At 65.1% G+C, this 16,444-nt stretch carries 16 protein-coding genes; 12 read left to right on the top strand and 4 right to left on the bottom strand.

The window, feature by feature from the left end:
* The first annotated feature begins 121 nt into the window (after window positions 1–121).
* From JQ632_RS05610 to JQ632_RS05630, 5 genes are all read left to right on the top strand, one after another.
* Window positions 122–1,423 carry a hypothetical protein gene (locus JQ632_RS05610; RefSeq protein ID WP_212401287.1) on the top strand — a complete coding sequence of 434 codons (1,302 nt, stop codon included), beginning with the start codon at window positions 122–124 and terminating at the stop codon, window positions 1,421–1,423.
* A 370-nt stretch (window positions 1,424–1,793) separates the two neighbouring features.
* On the top strand, window positions 1,794–3,722 hold the full coding sequence (gene dxs, locus JQ632_RS05615; RefSeq protein WP_212401288.1) for a 1-deoxy-D-xylulose-5-phosphate synthase: 1,929 nt from the start codon (window positions 1,794–1,796) through the stop codon (window positions 3,720–3,722).
* Window positions 3,723–3,915: 193 nt separating this feature from the next.
* Window positions 3,916–4,470, top strand: coding sequence for a nucleoside 2-deoxyribosyltransferase (locus JQ632_RS05620; protein WP_212401289.1), 555 nt, complete (start codon window positions 3,916–3,918; stop codon window positions 4,468–4,470).
* A gap of 26 nt (window positions 4,471–4,496) precedes the next feature.
* Entirely contained in the window at window positions 4,497–5,231 is a 735-nt protein-coding gene (locus JQ632_RS05625; RefSeq protein ID WP_212401290.1) for a TlyA family RNA methyltransferase, read from the top strand.
* Entirely contained in the window at window positions 5,224–6,471 is a 1,248-nt protein-coding gene (locus JQ632_RS05630; protein ID WP_212401291.1) for a methyltransferase, read from the top strand. The genes JQ632_RS05625 and JQ632_RS05630 overlap by 8 nt, the downstream gene beginning before the upstream one ends.
* Window positions 6,472–6,473: 2 nt before the next feature.
* Here JQ632_RS05630 and JQ632_RS05635 read toward each other — a convergent pair whose 3' ends face one another.
* From JQ632_RS05635 to JQ632_RS05645, 3 genes are all read right to left on the bottom strand, one after another.
* Window positions 6,474–6,923, bottom strand: a complete 450-nt coding sequence (locus JQ632_RS05635) for a GNAT family N-acetyltransferase (protein ID WP_212401292.1) — start codon at window positions 6,921–6,923, stop codon at window positions 6,474–6,476.
* 81 nt (window positions 6,924–7,004) lie between these two features.
* On the bottom strand, window positions 7,005–7,682 hold the full coding sequence (locus JQ632_RS05640; protein WP_212401293.1) for a DUF2278 family protein: 678 nt from the start codon (window positions 7,680–7,682) through the stop codon (window positions 7,005–7,007).
* A gap of 164 nt (window positions 7,683–7,846) precedes the next feature.
* Window positions 7,847–8,230 carry a VOC family protein gene (locus JQ632_RS05645; RefSeq protein ID WP_212401294.1) on the bottom strand — a complete coding sequence of 128 codons (384 nt, stop codon included), beginning with the start codon at window positions 8,228–8,230 and terminating at the stop codon, window positions 7,847–7,849.
* A 215-nt stretch (window positions 8,231–8,445) separates the two neighbouring features.
* Here JQ632_RS05645 and JQ632_RS05650 point away from each other — a divergent pair, with 215 nt between their 5' ends.
* From JQ632_RS05650 to JQ632_RS05680, 7 genes are all read left to right on the top strand, one after another.
* On the top strand, window positions 8,446–9,618 hold the full coding sequence (locus tag JQ632_RS05650; protein WP_212401295.1) for an ROK family protein: 1,173 nt from the start codon (window positions 8,446–8,448) through the stop codon (window positions 9,616–9,618).
* Between the two features lie 63 nt (window positions 9,619–9,681).
* Window positions 9,682–10,968 (top strand): ABC transporter substrate-binding protein, encoded by a 1,287-nt coding sequence (locus JQ632_RS05655; RefSeq protein WP_212401296.1) that lies wholly within the window; start codon window positions 9,682–9,684, stop codon window positions 10,966–10,968.
* Between the two features lie 53 nt (window positions 10,969–11,021).
* On the top strand, window positions 11,022–11,894 hold the full coding sequence (locus tag JQ632_RS05660) for a carbohydrate ABC transporter permease (RefSeq protein ID WP_212401480.1): 873 nt from the start codon (window positions 11,022–11,024) through the stop codon (window positions 11,892–11,894).
* On the top strand, window positions 11,887–12,744 hold the full coding sequence (locus tag JQ632_RS05665) for a carbohydrate ABC transporter permease (RefSeq protein ID WP_212401297.1): 858 nt from the start codon (window positions 11,887–11,889) through the stop codon (window positions 12,742–12,744). The genes JQ632_RS05660 and JQ632_RS05665 overlap by 8 nt, the downstream gene beginning before the upstream one ends.
* A gap of 10 nt (window positions 12,745–12,754) precedes the next feature.
* Window positions 12,755–13,870, top strand: coding sequence for an ABC transporter ATP-binding protein (locus JQ632_RS05670; protein ID WP_212401298.1), 1,116 nt, complete (start codon window positions 12,755–12,757; stop codon window positions 13,868–13,870).
* Window positions 13,867–14,631: an SDR family NAD(P)-dependent oxidoreductase gene (locus tag JQ632_RS05675; RefSeq protein WP_212401299.1), complete on the top strand. Its 765-nt coding sequence runs from the start codon at window positions 13,867–13,869 to the stop codon at window positions 14,629–14,631. Before JQ632_RS05670 ends, JQ632_RS05675 begins: the two co-directional genes overlap by 4 nt.
* A 137-nt stretch (window positions 14,632–14,768) precedes the next feature.
* Window positions 14,769–15,551, top strand: coding sequence for an enoyl-CoA hydratase/isomerase family protein (locus JQ632_RS05680; protein WP_212401300.1), 783 nt, complete (start codon window positions 14,769–14,771; stop codon window positions 15,549–15,551).
* Window positions 15,552–15,557: 6 nt separating this feature from the next.
* Here JQ632_RS05680 and JQ632_RS05685 read toward each other — a convergent pair whose 3' ends face one another.
* Window positions 15,558–16,406, bottom strand: coding sequence for a DUF1194 domain-containing protein (locus JQ632_RS05685; protein WP_212401301.1), 849 nt, complete (start codon window positions 16,404–16,406; stop codon window positions 15,558–15,560).
* Window positions 16,407–16,444: the final 38 nt, after the last annotated feature.

The raw sequence follows: 16,444 nt of genomic DNA on the forward strand, positions 1-16,444 counted from the left end.
GGGCTCAGGGCCTGGGTGGAACGTCAGCGGTTCGCGTCGAAAAGCGCGTCAATGAGGAAGAGAGGCCCCATTCCGGCTCATGTGAGCCGTGAGGCCGGGTCGCGGGGATCACGGTTTTCCAGTGCGCGTTCAGAACCGCCATATCATCTATGTGCAGGGCTACGATCCGCGCGGATTGGCGCAGTATTACCGCATGTTCCGCACCGAGCTGCGCAAATTCGGCCGGCTCTATCATCTCACCGCCAGCATGGGCCGCCCGCAAAACGTGAGCGACGGCGAGATCGCGTCCTGGAACATCGAGACCCAGGCGGACGGCTGGCAGACCCGCACGACCTACGACTTCCTGCGGTTTGAGGATTTCATCCAGCGCGACCTCGCGCAGCCGGTCTGGGACACGGTCTTCCACGCCGTTTTGATCTACTGGCGGATGATGTTCAACGGCACCATCGCGCGCTTCGGCAAGGCCAACTGGCGGTTCGCGACCTTCGTCACCTATCCGCATCTGGTGCTGCTTGCCGAGGCGCTGTGCGTGGCCGCCGTTGCGTGGCTGTTCCAGAAAGGACTGGACGCGGTCGGCGTCCCCAATCCCTTCAGGCTGCTTGCGGCGATCGCGCTGTTCGTGGCGCTGCTCGGCACCGCGCTCAGATACACGGAAGAGAGGACCTACGCGCTCTATCTCCTCCGCGACCACATCTGGACCTGGGAATTTGCCCATCGCCGCGAGCCCCTATGGGACCAGCGTATCGACCGCTTTGCCGCGCATCTGCGCAAGGTCGTCAGCACAAGCAACGCCGAGGAAATCGTGCTGGTCGGCCATTCGTCGGGCTCGTTCCTCGCGACCGAGATCCTGGCGCGTGCGCTCAAGCTCGATCCTGCCCTTGGCCGCCACGGGCCGCGCGTCGTGCTGCTCACGCTCGGCGCCAACACCCCGGTCGCCGGCTATCATGCAGCCGCCCAGCATCTCCGGGATCACTTGCGCGATCTCGCGATCGAGCCATCGATCGACTGGATCGACTGCCAGGCGCGCAAGGACGTGATGAACTTCTTCCAGTTCGATCCGATCGACGGCCACGGCATCGACGTCGGAGACAAGAAGCGCAATCCGACCATCGTGCCGGTACGCTTCCGCGAGATCATCGCGCCCGAGCACTACAATTTGTTCCGCTGGCAGTTCTTCCGGGTCCACTTCCAGTTCGTGATGGCCAACGAACGGCCCCATGCCTATGACTTCTTCATGATCGTGTGCGGCCCGGTTCCCTTGCGGGAACGGATGGCGGCGCCCGATGCAGCGCTGGCGGTCGCGACCGGGGACGGGGCAGCAAAGGAATTCGGCTGGCGGAGGCTGGAAAATGCCACGCCGCGCGACCAAATGGCTGCCCAGGAGCTCGGCGACCGGGAACCACCCGCGCGGAGCCGCGGTTAACCACCTTGGCCCGCCGATCGCGACTGCATACCCCCAAGCGGGCCTGTGGGTTGGCTTTGGCGCCTGGTTTGGTGTAAAGCTGCCCGGCTATGGCTTTTTGTGAGCTTTTCGTCAGCAGTGTTGTGTTGGCGCCAAATGCCTCAAATCGCTAATGAAATTGGCTGGGACGGGTGCAGCCGAGCAGGGTGACAGAGATCACAGAGACTGAACCGGAGCGCTCCTAAGCTCACTTAGCTTTGAAGGCCGGATTTGTTCCGTTGCAAGTGACGCCGGCGGGCTCCGACCCTCTAAGGGCTCGCGCTGCGCCGATATTGTGCAAACCCATCGCGCGCCGGGATGACCTCCCGGAGCTGAAAAATTGGAAATCGCCGTGAACGCATACAGCAAAACGCCGCTTCTCGACACGATCCGGACTCCGGATGACCTGCGCAAGTTGAAGGTCGAACAGGTCCGTCAGGTTGCCGACGAATTGCGGCAGGAGACCATCGACGCCGTTTCCGTGACCGGCGGCCATTTTGGCGCGGGCCTCGGCGTGGTCGAGCTCACCACCGCGATCCATTACGTCTTCGATACGCCCCGCGATCGCCTGATCTGGGACGTCGGCCACCAAGCCTATCCGCACAAGATCCTCACCGGACGGCGCGACCGCATCCGCACGCTGCGCACCGGCGGCGGCCTCTCCGGCTTCACCAAGCGCAGCGAGAGCGATTACGACCCGTTCGGCGCCGCGCACTCCTCGACCTCGATCTCCGCCGGCCTCGGCATGGCCGTGGCGCGCGACCTCGCCGGCGGCAAGAACAACGTGATCGCCGTGATCGGCGACGGCGCGATGAGCGCCGGCATGGCCTATGAGGCCATGAACAATGCGGGTGCGATGAACTCGCGCCTGATCGTCATCCTCAACGACAACGACATGTCGATCGCGCCGCCGGTCGGCGCGATGAGCGCGTATCTGTCGCGGCTCTACTCCGGCAAGACCTATCGCACGCTGCGCGAGGCTGCCAAGCAGATCAACAAGCGCCTGCCGAAGATCATCGCCAACCGCGCCAACCGCGTCGAGGAATATTCCCGCGGCTTCATGATGGACGGCGGCACGCTGTTCGAGGAGCTCGGTTTCTATTATGTCGGCCCGATCGACGGCCATAATCTCGACCATCTCCTCCCCGTCCTGAAGAACGTCCGCGACATGGAGACCGGCCCAATCCTGGTCCACGTCGTGACGCAAAAGGGCAAGGGCTATGGTCCGGCGGAAGCCTCCGCCGACAAGTACCACGCGGTCGTCAAGTTCGACGTCGCGACCGGTACGCAGGCAAAAGCAAAACCGAATGCGCCCGCCTACCAGAACGTGTTCGGCCAGAGCCTGGTCAAGGAAGCGCAGAAGGACGACAAGATCGTCGCCATCACCGCGGCAATGCCGTCCGGCACCGGCGTCGACATCTTCAACAAGGCATTCCCGGACCGCACCTTCGACGTCGGTATCGCCGAGCAGCATGCGGTGACTTTCGCAGCAGGCCTTGCGACCGAAGGCTACAAGCCGTTCTGCGCGATCTACTCAACCTTCTTGCAGCGCGGCTACGACCAGATCGTGCACGACGTCGCGATCCAGAACCTGCCTGTGCGCTTCGCCATCGACCGCGCCGGCCTCGTCGGCGCCGACGGTGCGACGCATGCCGGCTCGTTCGACAACGCCTATCTCGGCTGTCTGCCCAACATGGTGATCATGGCGGCAAGCGACGAAGCCGAGCTCGTGCACATGGTGGCGACCCAGGTCGCGATCAACGACCGTCCGAGCTCGCTGCGCTATCCGCGCGGCGAAGGCCGCGGCGTCGAGATGCCCGAAGTTGGCATCCCCCTCGAAATCGGCAAGGGCCGCATGATCCGCCAGGGCAACAAGATCGCCCTGCTCTCCTTCGGTACCCGTCTGGCCGAATGCGAGAAGGCCGCCGACGAGCTCGCAGCGCATGGCCTGTCGACCACGATCGCGGATGCGCGCTTCATGAAGCCGCTGGATACCGAGCTGGTGCTCAAGCTCGCCCGCGACCACGAGATCCTGATCACGATCGAGGAAGGCTCGGTTGGCGGCTTCGGCTCGCATGTCGCCCAGTTCCTGACCGACCAGGGCGTGCTCGACAGCGGGGCGGTCCGCTTCCGCTCCATGGTGCTGCCGGACGTGTTCCAGGACCACGACACGCCGAACGCGATGTATGGCCGTGCCGGTCTCGACGCCAAGGGCATCGTCGCCAAGGTGTTCGAGGCGCTCGGCAAGGACATCAAGACCGAGACCGTCAAGCTCGCCTAAAGGCGGGCTGCTTCTCTTAACCTCTCCCGCTTGCGGGAGAGGTCGCGCCGAAGGCGCGGGTGAGGGCTTTCTCCTCTTGGGGAGTGTCGCTTGCGGAGACACCCCCTCCCCAGCCCTCCCCCGCAAGCGGGAGAGGGAGCAGAGCACGCGATGTGGCTCGCACCTTGATCCAAATTTTTCCGGCTTTGGCTCCATGAAAATCTATCTGGCAGGCCCCGACGTGTTCCTGCCAGATGCGATTGAAATCGGCCGGCGCAAGGCCGCGATCTGCGCTGCCCACGGGCTCACCGGCCTCTATCCCCTCGACAACGTGATCGATCTTTCCGCCGCTGACGCCTCGCGGCAGATCTTTGCCGGCAACGAGGCGATGATGGACGCGGCCGACGCCATCATAGCCAATCTCACGCCATTTCGCGGACCGGGCGCCGACGCCGGCACCGTCTATGAGCTCGGCTACATGGCCGGCCGCGGCAAACTGTGCCTCGCCTATTGCAACGATCCCGCCGTCTATGCCGACCGCGTGCGGCGCTTCGGCGATGTCGCCAGCAGCGACGGACGCCTGGTCGATGCGCACGGCCTGACGGTCGAGGATTTTGGCCTGGTCGACAATCTCATGATGATCCATGCGCTGGAGCTGCACGGCTGTCCGTTGGTGACGCCAACCGAGATGCCGGCCGACATCTGGCACGATCTTGCCGCATTCGAGATTTGCGTCCGGATGGCGGCCGCGCAGCAAGCGCGTATATAAGGCAAGGATCTGTTCCGGAGCGACGCATGTCCCCTGCCCGCAAGCGCGCGGATGTTTTGCTGGTCGAGCGCGGCCTGTTCGAGAGCCGGGCGCGGGCGCGCGCGGCGATCGAGGCCGGTCTCGTCATGGCCAATGACAAGCCGGTGGCAAAACCCTCCGAGACGATTGCGGAAGACGCCGTGCTGCAGGCCGAGCCGGCGCACCCCTACGTCTCGCGCGGCGGCGTCAAGCTCGCAGGCGCGCTCGAGCGCTATCCGATCGAGGTCGAGGACCATGTCTGCCTCGACGTCGGCGCCTCCACCGGCGGATTCACCGAAGTGCTGCTGGCAAACGGTGCGAGCCTCGTCTTCGCCATCGACGTCGGCACCGGTCAGTTGCATCCCTCGCTGCAGGGGCATCCGAAGATCGTCTCGATGGAGGAGACCGACATTCGCGCCTTCGAGGGCAAGCGCCTGCCGGCGCGACCCGACGTCGTCGTCATCGATGTCAGCTTCATCTCGCTGAAGACGGTGCTGCCGGTGGCGCTGTCGCTAGCCGCAGCGCCGATGAGCCTGCTGGCGCTGATCAAGCCGCAATTTGAGGCCGAGCGGAAGCACAACAAGCGCGGCATCGTCCGCGACGCCGCCGTGCATCAGGCGATCTGCGACGACATCGCGGCGTTCGCCGCCTCGCTCGGCTGCACCGACATCGCGGTGTTCCCCTCATCGATCGCCGGCGGCGACGGCAACATCGAATTCTTCCTGGGCGCGCGGCGTGGTTGAGAAGCTTACGATCGATCACGTCGGCCATCGCGGTGACGGCGTCTCGCTCGACGCGGGCGAAGCGATCTACGTGCCGTATGCGCTCGGCGGCGAGACGGTGGAGGTGGACCACGTCCCAGGCAATCATCCCGACCGGCGCAAGCTGATCGCTGTCGACGTAGCAAGCGCGGAGCGCATCGCGCCGTTCTGCCCGCACTTCGGCGTCTGCGGCGGCTGCGCGATCCAGCACTGGCAGGAGGCGCCCTATCGCGCCTGGAAGCGCAACATCGTGGTGGAGACGCTGGCGCAGGCGGGTCTTGCCTGCGAGGTGGCACCGCTGGTCGACGCGCATGGCGTGGGCCGGCGCCGGGTCACGGCGCACGGCAGGTTCGGCACGCATGAGATCCTCAAGGTCGGCTTCGCGGCGGCAAGCTCACATGACGTCATCCCGATCCATCGCTGTCCGATCCTCGATCCCGCGCTCGACGGTGCGCTCGATGCCGCCTGGGCGATCGCCGAGCCGTTGACCCAGAAGATGACGGTGACGAAACCGCTCGACATCCAGGTCACCGCGACCGAGAACGGCCTCGACGTCGACGTGCGCGGCTCCGGCCCGCTGCCGGCCGCGCTGATCGGCGCGCTGTCGCGCGTCGCGGAGCAGCACCGCCTGGCGCGCCTGACGCGGCATGGCGAATTGGTGCTGCAACGGCTGCCGCCCACCGTCAAAATGGGCCGCGCCGAGGTGACACTGCCGCCGGGCTCGTTCCTGCAAGCGACGGTCGCCGGCGAGGAGGCGCTCGCCGCGCTCGTCATCGAGCGTATCGGCAAGGCGAAGGAGATCGCCGATCTCTTTTGCGGTGTCGGCCCGTTCGCGCTGCGGCTTGCGGAGAAGGCGCGCATCGCGGCCTTTGACAGCGATGCCGGCGCGATCGCCGCGCTTCAGAAGGCTGCGCGCACACCGGGATTGAAACCGATCAAGGCCGAGGCGCGCGACCTGTTCCGCCGTCCGCTGGTGCCGCAGGAGCTGCGCGATTTCGACGCCGTCGTGTTCGATCCGCCGCGCCAGGGCGCGCAGGCACAGGCGCTAAAACTCGCCGCGGCCAAGGTGCCGGTCGTCATCGCCGTATCCTGCAACGCTGCGACCTTCGCCCGCGACGCGCGACTCCTGATCGACGGCGGTTACAAGATCGAGACGGTGGTGCCGGTGGATCAGTTCAAGCACACGCCGCATGTGGAGCTGGTGGCGCGGTTCACGCGCTAAGATCAAGGCGCGGGCCGCCGCGCGACGTAGCCGATGCGCAAGCCCGGCTCGAACCCGCAGGCTTCGTAGAACCGGTGAACGCGCGGATCCTTGCGGCCGCTCTGCATCAGCACGTGATGGCAATCCCTGCGCCAGGCTTCCGCCAGCGCGGCCGCGACAACGGCACGGCCATGGCCGCGGCCCTGAAACTCGGGATGGGTGACGACGTTTTCGAGAAAGCCGTGCTGTCGTCCACTGCGCAGCAGATTGGGCGCTGTGATGAGCATGCAGGTGGCGACGATTTTGTCGCCGGCTGTCGACACAAGCACCGCGATGTCCTCGCGCGCCAGGGTCTGTTGCCAGATCGCCTCAATCCTCGCCTGCGGCTCGGCAGCGACGCTCACCTCCGATACCCGAAACAGATCGAGCAGCCCGGCAAGATCAGACAGTGCGGCAAGCCTGGCAGTCGGCATTCGGCGATCCCCTGTGCGTCCCCGCAGTTAAGCTGATTCCTGCCGGAACAAGCGACAGCGAAGTCGCGGAGCCGCCTGGATCTAGTGCCGCGGCGCGCCGGTGTTGTCGTCCGTGTTCAACGACTGGGTCTGGAAGCGCACGAACAGCGCGACGATTTCGGCCGTTTTGCCGAAGCAGAGGAACAGCGCACCGTCGCCATGGGTGCGGTTGTCGCCGGCGAACTGTCCGCTATTGCCTTGCATCATATGGATGTCGTGAATGCCGCGTTCGGGCCGGAAGTGAAAATACTTGTCGGTCTGGCCAGGGTCCTCGAAATACTCACCGAACGCGACCACCATGGCATTCTGGTCCGCCGTCGCGCGCTTGATGTTGGCGTCGAGCAGGTTCTTGAGCGAGACGCCGCCGGTCGCCGGGATCGGTCGCATCGCATCGACCGGAAAGATGTTGTCTCTGACATAATCGAGCCCGCCCTGCCCCGACGGTCCGGTCTCGAGCCGCCGAAAGCCGGGATCGCCGTCGAGATAGGGCTTCAGGTCGAGGGTTCCCGCCTTCGCGAACTCGGCGTCGAAATAGGCCAGCACCTCGCTGTCGTCGACCGACTGGACATTGACCGCGATCCGGTAGTCGCGATCGCCGCCCTTGACATGAATCTCGTAATGCGGCGAGGACCCATCCGAGCTCTGGAAGCCCTCCACGACCGAGCCGACCAGGACACCGTAGTGGCGGATTGCATTCGGGGGTCTTCTGCGATGAGCCATGGCAGCGCTCCTGTCGTGTCGGGTGCGGCGCGCAGTTTGCACGCTCATCCTGCAACCAGGATGACAATGACAGGAAACACCCCTTTGATGGTTTCGTCAGTGATTTAAACCACAGATTGAATGATGTTTCCGAAGGAGAGTGGCGATTTCTGCGCGCGAGACCTTCAGTCCGTCGCTGATACACCCATACCGAAGACCAGTTGATTGCCGTCGGGATCGAGGACGTCGAAGTCGCGCATGCCATAGGCGTAGGTCTGCGGCGCCGTGACCGGCCTGGCGCCGCGCGCGACGAGCTCGGCATAAAGGCCATCGACATCTCGCACGAACACGCAGAGGCTGCCATGGCCCGGCAATCGCTTGGTGCTGGTCGACGCGTTCAAATGCAGGGCAACCTCGTCCCGGCACAGGCATGTGTAGTAAATCGGCTCGCCATACCGAAACGTGACGTCGAAGCCGAGCACGTCGCGATAATACGTTACGCTTGTTTCCATGTCGGCGACCGCGAACACGGCGGCGGAACCAACCATCATCGCGTCTTCGTCGGTCATCGAACGCTCCTGATGTTGCGACTGCGAGCCACACAAATCTATCAGGTCACCTCGCGCGGGCACACCGATCCAACGACGGCGTCCGCGGCGCGCTGCGTATCGGCTTTGCTGCCGCGCACAACAGCAAGTCCGTGCACGAGTGGGCAAGCGCCTTGACAGGCCGAACGCTTCGCGCGCACATTCTTACACTAAGTAAGAATGACGTCAGGGATGAAATGTCGGAGCAGCCGAGAAGCCGGCGGCAGACGCGTGCGGCCATTCTGGGGCACCTGCTCCAGTCCGGCGGGCTGTTCCGGCCGCCTTTGGCGAAAGCCGTGCGCCTGTCCGAGGCCAGCCTGTCGCGCATCCTGTTCGACCTGAAGGCGGAAGGCCTGATCGAGGAAGTGAGACGGCCCGCGCCCTATTTCGGCGGCCCTTCAGCGCTCGTCTCGCTCGATCGCTCAGTGGCACTGGCAGCGTTCGAGCTCACCGCGCAGCATTTGAGCGTCGGCGTCGGCGGGCTTTCGGGCGAACTGCATTTTGTCGAACGTGTGCTGCTGCCGAAGAAGCCGACCGTCGCATCCGTCGGCCGGCTGTTTCGCGATGCGCTGGAATTGCTCCAGGACTGGACAGGGCAGCGCCGCATCCGCCTGTCGCAGATCGGCGTTTCCGTCCCCGGACTGGGCCGACTGAGCGTGCTCGACAACCCGATCATTCCCTGCGACGTCAGGCTCGTGCGCGGCATGATCAACGAGGCGTTTGCGGACGTGCCGGTCGAGATCACCAACTCGGTGGTGGCGCACGCAACGCTGCATCGCTGCCGCACCGAGGACTACCCGTTTTCGGGCGCCCATCTGTTCGTCTTCGTCGGCCAGGGCGTGGCCGGCGCCTGGGTGGACGAGCCGATCGAGGCCGATGCCCTGCTGCCGGTCGAGCTCGGTCACATGGTGTTCGGCGACGGCGGACCGCGTTGCCGCTGCGGCCATCATGGTTGCGTCGAAGCCTATGCGTCGCTGCCGGCATTGGCCGAGCTGCTCGGCGTTCCCGAGGCCGAGCTCCTGCAGCACGACACCGGTTCGGCGAATGCCATCCCGATTCCTGCGCGCATACGCGAGGAATTGCGCCGCCGGCTGTTCCGGCTCGGCCTTGCCATCGGCAATACGCTGAACGTGAGGCCTTGTCCCGGCGTGGCCATCAGCGGCTGGCCTTCCCTGCTCGCCGAGGATCATCGAAAGGCCGTGGTCGAGGGAATCGATGCATCTCTCCTGGGCGGGCGCAAGCACGCCCAGGTGTCGCTCGCTTTCGTGCCACCATCGATCGGCAACGATCCGAATGCCGCACTCGCTTTTGCCGCCTGGTGCCTGGCGTGTCGCGGCGGCATGCCGACCGCGTCCGTGGAGGCTGCCTGAGATGACCTGAGCCACGCGACTTGCTCGCGCAAAAACGAAGTTCACACCCGGGAGGAACATGCCATGCCGATCACAACAACAAGGCGTCGTCTGCTCGCTGGAGCTGCTGCCACACTCGCGCTGCCGGCATTCGCCCGCGCGCAAAGCGGGGTCAAGCCGCGCCTGACCGCCATATCGCAATGGTCCGCAGGCAGCGACGGGGCGGCCATCACGGCGCTCGGCAAGAAATTCGAGGAGAGAGGCGGGATTTGGCAGCACTCGCCGGTCCCCGGCTTCACCACGGAGATGATGAACAAGCTGCGCGCCCAGATCATCGCCGGCGATCCACCGGCCTGTTCGCAGCTCAAGGGTCCCGAGATCGCTGCCTGGTCGAAGATCGCGCCAACCGTCAATCTCGATTCCGTCGTCGCGGCTGCCGGCTACGAAAAGGTCGTCGCGCCGGACCTTGCCAAACTGCACAAGCCGGGCGGCAAGTGGATTGCGCTGCCGTTGCAGATCTACAGCACCAACATGCTGTTCCTCTCCAAGCGCGCGATGGACAAGGCCAAGGCCGACAAGGTCCCCGTCACCTGGGCCGATTTCAACGATCTTGCCGAAAAGATGAAGTCGGGCGGCGTGACCTATCCGATCGCGAATGGCGGCACCCGCCCCGACGACGGACAGAAGTTCGAGGCCTCTCTCGCCGGCATCAGCCCCACGGCCTACCGCGCGGCCATCATGAATCTCGACAAGAAGGCCCTGGCGGGCCCCGAGGTCAAGGCCGCCTTCGCGCAGGTGCGCAAGATCGCCGACTGGATGGACCCCAATGTCGGCGCGCAACCCTTTGCTACCAATGCGAAGCGCTTCATCGACGGCGATATGGGCATGATGATTCAGGGCGGATGGGCGCAGGGCGTGTTGCGCAACGCCGGTTTCAAGCTCGAGGACTTCATCATCACCCCCGGCCCCAGCGACAACAGCAAGCCGGTGTTCCTGCTCAATGCCGACGCCTTCATCTTCTGGGAGCGTAAGGAGCCCGACCTGCAGGCGGGCCAGGCGCTGATGGCCCAGCTCGTCATGGATCCGGCGATCCAGACCATGTATTCGCAGATCACCGGATCGATCCCCGTGCGCACCGATGTCGACCTCTCCGGTGAGGGCTGGTCGGACGGTCAACGGCGGACCGCAGCCGCGCTCAAGGACGCGGTTGCCAACAATCAGGCCGTGCTGAGCCTGGCGCACAACATGGCGCAGGAAAACGGCCTGACCGCAGCGATGATCGACGTGCTCACCGAGTATGTGAAGAACAAGACGATCAAGCCGGAGCAGGCGGTCACGCGCCTTGCCGAAGCCGTCGAGGGGGCGCGGTGACCAACACCGTCGCCATCGCAGCGCGAACAGGGCGGCCGGCAACATCCAGCGTGATGGGCCGGCTGCCCGAATTCCTGACGATCTGGGTGCCGCTACTGTTGTCGGCTGCGCACCTCATTTCGTTTTCGCTGTGGACGATCTGGATCTCGTTCACGCCATCCACGCTTGTTCCGGTCTCGGGCTGGGTGGGATTGCGCAACTACACATCGGTCCTGGCGACGCGGAACTGGAACATCGCCTTCGACAATCTGCTGCTGTTTGGCAGCGCTTTCGTGCTGCTGAGCCTGGCGACCGGCCTCATTCTTGCGATCCTGATCGACCAGCGCATTCGCGGCGAGAACGTGCTGCGATCCATCTTCCTCTATCCCCTCGCGGTGTCATACGTCGTCACCGGCACGGTCTGGAGCTGGCTGCTCAACCCCGGCCTCGGAATCCAGAAGCTCGTCCAGGATCTCGGCTGGACCTCGTTCCGTTTCGACTGGCTGGTCGACCGCGACATGGCGATCTGGACGATCGTGATCGCCGCGATCTGGCAGTCCTCAGGCTTTGCCATGGCGCTCTTCCTCGCCGGCCTGCGGTCCGTCGATGCCGACCTTGTCAAGGCCGCGCAGATCGACGGCGCCGGGCCGGTCCGCATGTACCGGCGCGTCATCCTGCCGACGCTCTGGCCGATCACCATCACGGTCATCGTGATCCAGCTGCAGTTCGCCATTTCGACCTTCGACCTCGTCCGCGCGCTGACCAATGGCGGACCTGGAATCGCGACGCAGCTGCCGGCGCTCGTGGTCTACGACCTGATGTTCCAGCGCGGCCTGCTCGGTCGCGGCGCGGCGGCGGCCGTGCTGATGTTGCTGATTCTTCTCGCTGTGCTCTTGCCCTATGCAGCGTGGCGACATCTCCAGCGACGGCGGGCCAACCATGCGTGACCGGAGCTTCACGCCGAGCCGCATGCTCATCTATCTCTTCGTCTTGCTGGTCGCGGTCGCGTGGCTCGTGCCGCTGATCATCGTCATCCTGAACTCGCTGCGCAGCAACGAGGAGATCGCGCAGACCTCGATGATCGGTTGGCCGCTGCAGTGGGCCTTTCGCAACTACCTCACGGCCTGGTCCAACTTCTGCGTTGCGCAGACCTGCGCCGGCATCCGTCCCTACATGCTGAATTCCGCACTCGTGACCATTCCCGCGACGATCTTCTCCACCCTGCTCGGTGCGGTCGCCGGTTACGCGATTTCGCTCTGGCGCTTTCGCGGCGATCAGTGGATCTATGGCATCGTTACGCTCGGCATCTTCCTGCCGCAGCAGATGCGCCTGCTGCCCTGGACCATCGTGCTGCGCGACACCGGCATGATGAATACGCTGACGGGCCTGGTGCTGATCCACACGATCCAGGGGCTCTCCTTCACCGTGTTGTTCTGCCGGAACTACTACGTGTCGATCCCGCAGGAGCTGATCAGGGCCGCGCGCATCGACGGCGCGGGGTTCTTCCGGATTTTCTGGCGCATCATCCTGCCGCTCTCGCCGCCCATCCTGGTCGTCACCATCATCTGGCAGTTCACGCATATCTGGAACGAGTTCCTCTATGGCGTGACATTCACGACCGGCCAACAGCAGCCGGTCACGGCCGCGCTGATTGCGCTCTCGGCCGCGGTCGCCGATATCCCGCAGCATGGCGTACAAAGCGCCGCGGTGATGATCGCGGCCCTGCCCACCCTGCTGATCTACCTGATCGGTGGCAAATACTTCGTACGCGGGCTTACCGCCGGCGCCGTGAAATGAAGGGGAAGTCATGGCAGCGTTGAGCATTCGTACCCTGTCGAAGCGTTACGCCAATCTGGAGGTGCTGAAGGGGATCAATCTCGACATCGAGAGCGGCGAGTTTACGGTGCTGGTCGGTCCGTCCGGTTGCGGCAAGTCCACTTTGCTCAACATCGTCGCCGGGCTCGATCGTCCGAGCTCCGGCACCATCGAGATCGGCGGACGCGTCGTCAACGACGTCGAGCCGAAGGACCGCGACATTGCCATGGTGTTCCAGTCCTACGCACTCTATCCGTCGATGACGGTGCGCCAGAACATCACCTTCGGAATGGAATGCCGCAACGTGCCGAAGGCGGAGCAGGAGGCGGCGCTGGCGAACGTGGCGCGTCTGCTCCAGATCGAACCGCTGCTGGGACGCAAGCCGTCGCAGCTCTCGGGCGGCCAGCGCCAGCGCGTAGCGATGGGGCGTGCGCTGGTGCGCGATCCTCTGCTCTTCCTGTTCGACGAGCCGCTCTCCAACCTCGACGCAAAACTGCGGGTCGAGATGCGGATGGAGATCAAGCGGCTGCATCAGCGGATCGGCGCCACCATCGTCTACGTCACCCACGACCAGATCGAGGCGATGACCATGGCGACGCGGATCGCGGTGATGCATCAGGGCGCCGTGCAGCAGTTCGCCGACCCCGATACGGTGTACCGCTATCCCGCCAATCTGTTCGTCGCGCGCTTCATGGGCTCGCCGCCGATGAACACGATGCCCGCGAGGCTGGTGGCGGACGACGGTGGCCCGGTGGTGGTGATCGGCGCAGGACGGCCGGATGAAGTGCGGCTGCGCCTCAACGGCTACGACGCTGCCGCATCCTATGTCGGCCGCGACGTGGTGCTGGGCATCAGGCCGGAATGCATTGCCGAGGGCGGCCGCGTGTTTTCGTCCGGATCGGGCGCGCCGATTGTTGTCGATGCGCCGGTGGAGATGGTTGAACCCACGGGAGCCGAGACCATCGTGCTGCTGCGGCTCGGCGGGGAGACCGCACAGGCGCGCATTTCGCCGGACGTGCGGCCGGTGCCGGGCGAACGCGCCTCCTTCGCGCTCGACACGCGCCGCATCTGCCTGTTCGACCCTGAGACGGAGCGGCTGATCGCATGACTGAATCAAGCTATTCCGGCCTTGCGGGTCGCGTCGTCCTGATCACGGGCGGCGCCAGCGGCATCGGCGCCGCGTTCGTGCGGGCCTTTGCCGCCCAGAGATCCCGAGTCGCCTTTCTCGACATCGACACCGACGCCGGCGAGGCGCTGGCGCGCGAGGTGACCGGGACGTCCGGCTCTGCACCGCTGTTCGTGCCCTGTGACCTGCTCGACATCGAGGCGCTGCGTGCGGCGATCGATCGCGTTCATGGGGCGCTTGGGGACGCCGCCGTACTCGTGAACAACGCCGCCAACGACCAGCGGCAGGTGCTGGCCGAGGTCACGCCCGAACAATTCGACTGGACGATCGGCGTCAACCTCAAGCACGTCTTCTTCGCCGCGCAGGCAGTGGTGCCGCAGATGCGCGCGCGCGGCGGCGGCTCGATCATCAACATGTCCTCGATTGCATGGATGCGCGGCGCGCCGGCGCTGCCGACCTATGCCGCGGCGAAGGCGGCGATCGTCGGCTTCACCAATTCGCTGGCCCGGATCGTCGGCCCCGACCGCATCCGCGTCAATGCCATCGCGCCCGGCATGGTCATCACTGAACGCCAGCGCCGGCTGTGGTATCCGGACGGGCGGCAAATCACCGAGATGCGCGCCCGCCAGGCCGTCCCTGACGCGGTGACGCCCGACGACATCGCGCAGTTCGCGCTGTTCCTGGCGTCCGACGACAGCCAGCGCATCACGCGCCAGTGCATCCAGGTCGACGGCGGTCTGTGAAGGAGAGCATGGGCGCAGAGCTCCCTTGTTTCGCCCGCTCCGCGACGTAAGTTTGGCGCTGATTACCATGCCGGCGGAAACGACGACTTGCCGCCGCGGCCGGTGCTCGCCAAGTAATGCCAACCAGGGATCCATCGATGAGCGCGGAAAAGCCAGCCGACATCGTCAGCTACAAACTCGTCGGCAACGTCGCGCGCATCACACTGGCCCGGCCACCGGTCAACGCGCTGAGCCTGGAGGTGATCCGCAGCGTGGTCGCGGGCTTCCGCCGCGCCGCCGCCGATCCCGGCGCGCGCGTGGTCGTGCTGGCTAGCGCGCTCGCCAAACGGTTCTCGGCCGGGCTCGACCTCGACATCCTCATGGGCAAGTCCGGCGCTGACGTCCGCGAATTTCTGCAGGCGCTCTACATCGACCTGTTTGACGCGCAGTATCATCTCGGAAAGCCGTCGATCGCGGCGGTGGGCGGTGCCGCGCGCGGCGGCGGCATGACCATGGCGGTGTCCTGCGACGTGGTGCTTGCAAGCGAAAGCGCCACTTTCGGCTATCCCGAGATCGAGGTCGGTGTCATTCCCTCGATCCACTATGCGCATCTGCCGCGCATCGTCGGGCGGCACCGCGCCTTCGAGCTGCTGTTCACCGGCCGCGCCTTCAGCGCGGTGGAAGCCTGCGAGATCGGCATCGTGAACCGCGTCGTTCCCGACACCGAGCTGGAGGCCGAGGTGGTGGGGCTCGCGGCGCAATTCGCGGCGAAGTCGGAAGCCGTGGTGCGGATGGGCCGCGCCGCCTTCATGCGCCAGATCGACCTCGACTACCGGCGCAGCATCGCCAGCGCGGTGGAGGATTTTTGCAACGTCGCGGCCACCGACGAGGCGCAGGAAGGGCTTCGGGCGTTCGTGGAAAAGCGCGCGCCGAAATGGTAGGAGGGACTACCGCCCCCAGCGGTCCTGCCAGATCTTCTCGCCGATCAGGCAGTTTACCCGCGGCTCCTTGTCGGCGACGCGCATCACCGGACGGTCGGGCGTGCGGCCGGCGACTTCCAGCAGGAGCTTTGTGCGGATCGCTTCCTTGAACTTCTCGCGGTCCTTGATCGAGACCACGAATGAGCCGGGACCGCCGATCACGCAGTCCTCGTAGTAATAGTCGAGATTGTCGATATCCATGGTCGAGTAGGACGGCTCCTTGACCATGATCGGCAGGCCGTTGATGACGATGCCCTTCTCCAGCGCCGCATCCCGCGACACCGTGACCGGGCCGCCATTGTTGTTGGGGCCATCGCCGGAAATGTCGATGACGCGGCGCAGGCCCCGATAGGGATCCTCGTCGAACAACGGCATCGCAAAGTTGATGGCGCCGGAGATCGAGGTGCGCGAGGCCCGACGGATCGGCGTCTTCATGATCTCGGCCGCGACCGCATCCGCGGTCTCGGGGCCGTCGATCAGCCGCCAGGGGATGATGATCTTCTGGTCGCTCGATGCCGCCCATTCGAAATAGGTCACGGCGATGCGGCCGTTCGGGCCAGCCTTTAGCGCCTGCAAGAATTCCTTCGACTGGATCGCCTGCGCATAGCCTTCGCGCTGGATCGCGAGCTCGTCCATGTCCATGGAGTAGGAGACGTCGACCGCGAGGATCAGCTCGACGTCGACCGCCTGCGCGTCCTTCTCGGCCGCCAGCCGCTGTGGCTGGTACTTTGGCCCCGGTGCAGCGACGCCCGCGACGTCGCTCCCGGCAAGCATACCGGCCACCAGCACAGCCCCGATCGAGAACAACAAGCGCATCGCGCCCTCCCGTCGTATGTCGCAATGGTGACACGCAA

Origin of the sequence: Bradyrhizobium liaoningense, from assembly GCF_018130955.1 — a bacterium.
Classification (GTDB): Bacteria; Pseudomonadota; Alphaproteobacteria; order Rhizobiales; family Xanthobacteraceae; genus Bradyrhizobium; species Bradyrhizobium liaoningense_C.

What these genes read in the sequence shown, in the direction of transcription:
- JQ632_RS05685 (WP_212401301.1), bottom strand. Translation starts at nt 16,406, where the DNA reads ATGCGCTTGTTGTTCTCGATCGGGGCTGTGCTGGTGGCCGGTATGCTT.
- JQ632_RS05670 (WP_212401298.1), top strand. Translation starts at nt 12,755, where the DNA reads ATGGCAGCGTTGAGCATTCGTACCCTGTCGAAGCGTTACGCCAATCTG.
- JQ632_RS05680 (WP_212401300.1), top strand. Translation starts at nt 14,769, where the DNA reads ATGAGCGCGGAAAAGCCAGCCGACATCGTCAGCTACAAACTCGTCGGC.
- JQ632_RS05640 (WP_212401293.1), bottom strand. Translation starts at nt 7,682, where the DNA reads ATGGCTCATCGCAGAAGACCCCCGAATGCAATCCGCCACTACGGTGTC.
- JQ632_RS05660 (WP_212401480.1), top strand. Translation starts at nt 11,022, where the DNA reads ATGGGCCGGCTGCCCGAATTCCTGACGATCTGGGTGCCGCTACTGTTG.
- JQ632_RS05625 (WP_212401290.1), top strand. Translation starts at nt 4,497, where the DNA reads ATGTCCCCTGCCCGCAAGCGCGCGGATGTTTTGCTGGTCGAGCGCGGC.
- JQ632_RS05645 (WP_212401294.1), bottom strand. Translation starts at nt 8,230, where the DNA reads ATGACCGACGAAGACGCGATGATGGTTGGTTCCGCCGCCGTGTTCGCG.
- JQ632_RS05655 (WP_212401296.1), top strand. Translation starts at nt 9,682, where the DNA reads ATGCCGATCACAACAACAAGGCGTCGTCTGCTCGCTGGAGCTGCTGCC.
- JQ632_RS05620 (WP_212401289.1), top strand. Translation starts at nt 3,916, where the DNA reads ATGAAAATCTATCTGGCAGGCCCCGACGTGTTCCTGCCAGATGCGATT.
- JQ632_RS05635 (WP_212401292.1), bottom strand. Translation starts at nt 6,923, where the DNA reads ATGCCGACTGCCAGGCTTGCCGCACTGTCTGATCTTGCCGGGCTGCTC.
- JQ632_RS05675 (WP_212401299.1), top strand. Translation starts at nt 13,867, where the DNA reads ATGACTGAATCAAGCTATTCCGGCCTTGCGGGTCGCGTCGTCCTGATC.
- JQ632_RS05665 (WP_212401297.1), top strand. Translation starts at nt 11,887, where the DNA reads ATGCGTGACCGGAGCTTCACGCCGAGCCGCATGCTCATCTATCTCTTC.
- JQ632_RS05650 (WP_212401295.1), top strand. Translation starts at nt 8,446, where the DNA reads ATGTCGGAGCAGCCGAGAAGCCGGCGGCAGACGCGTGCGGCCATTCTG.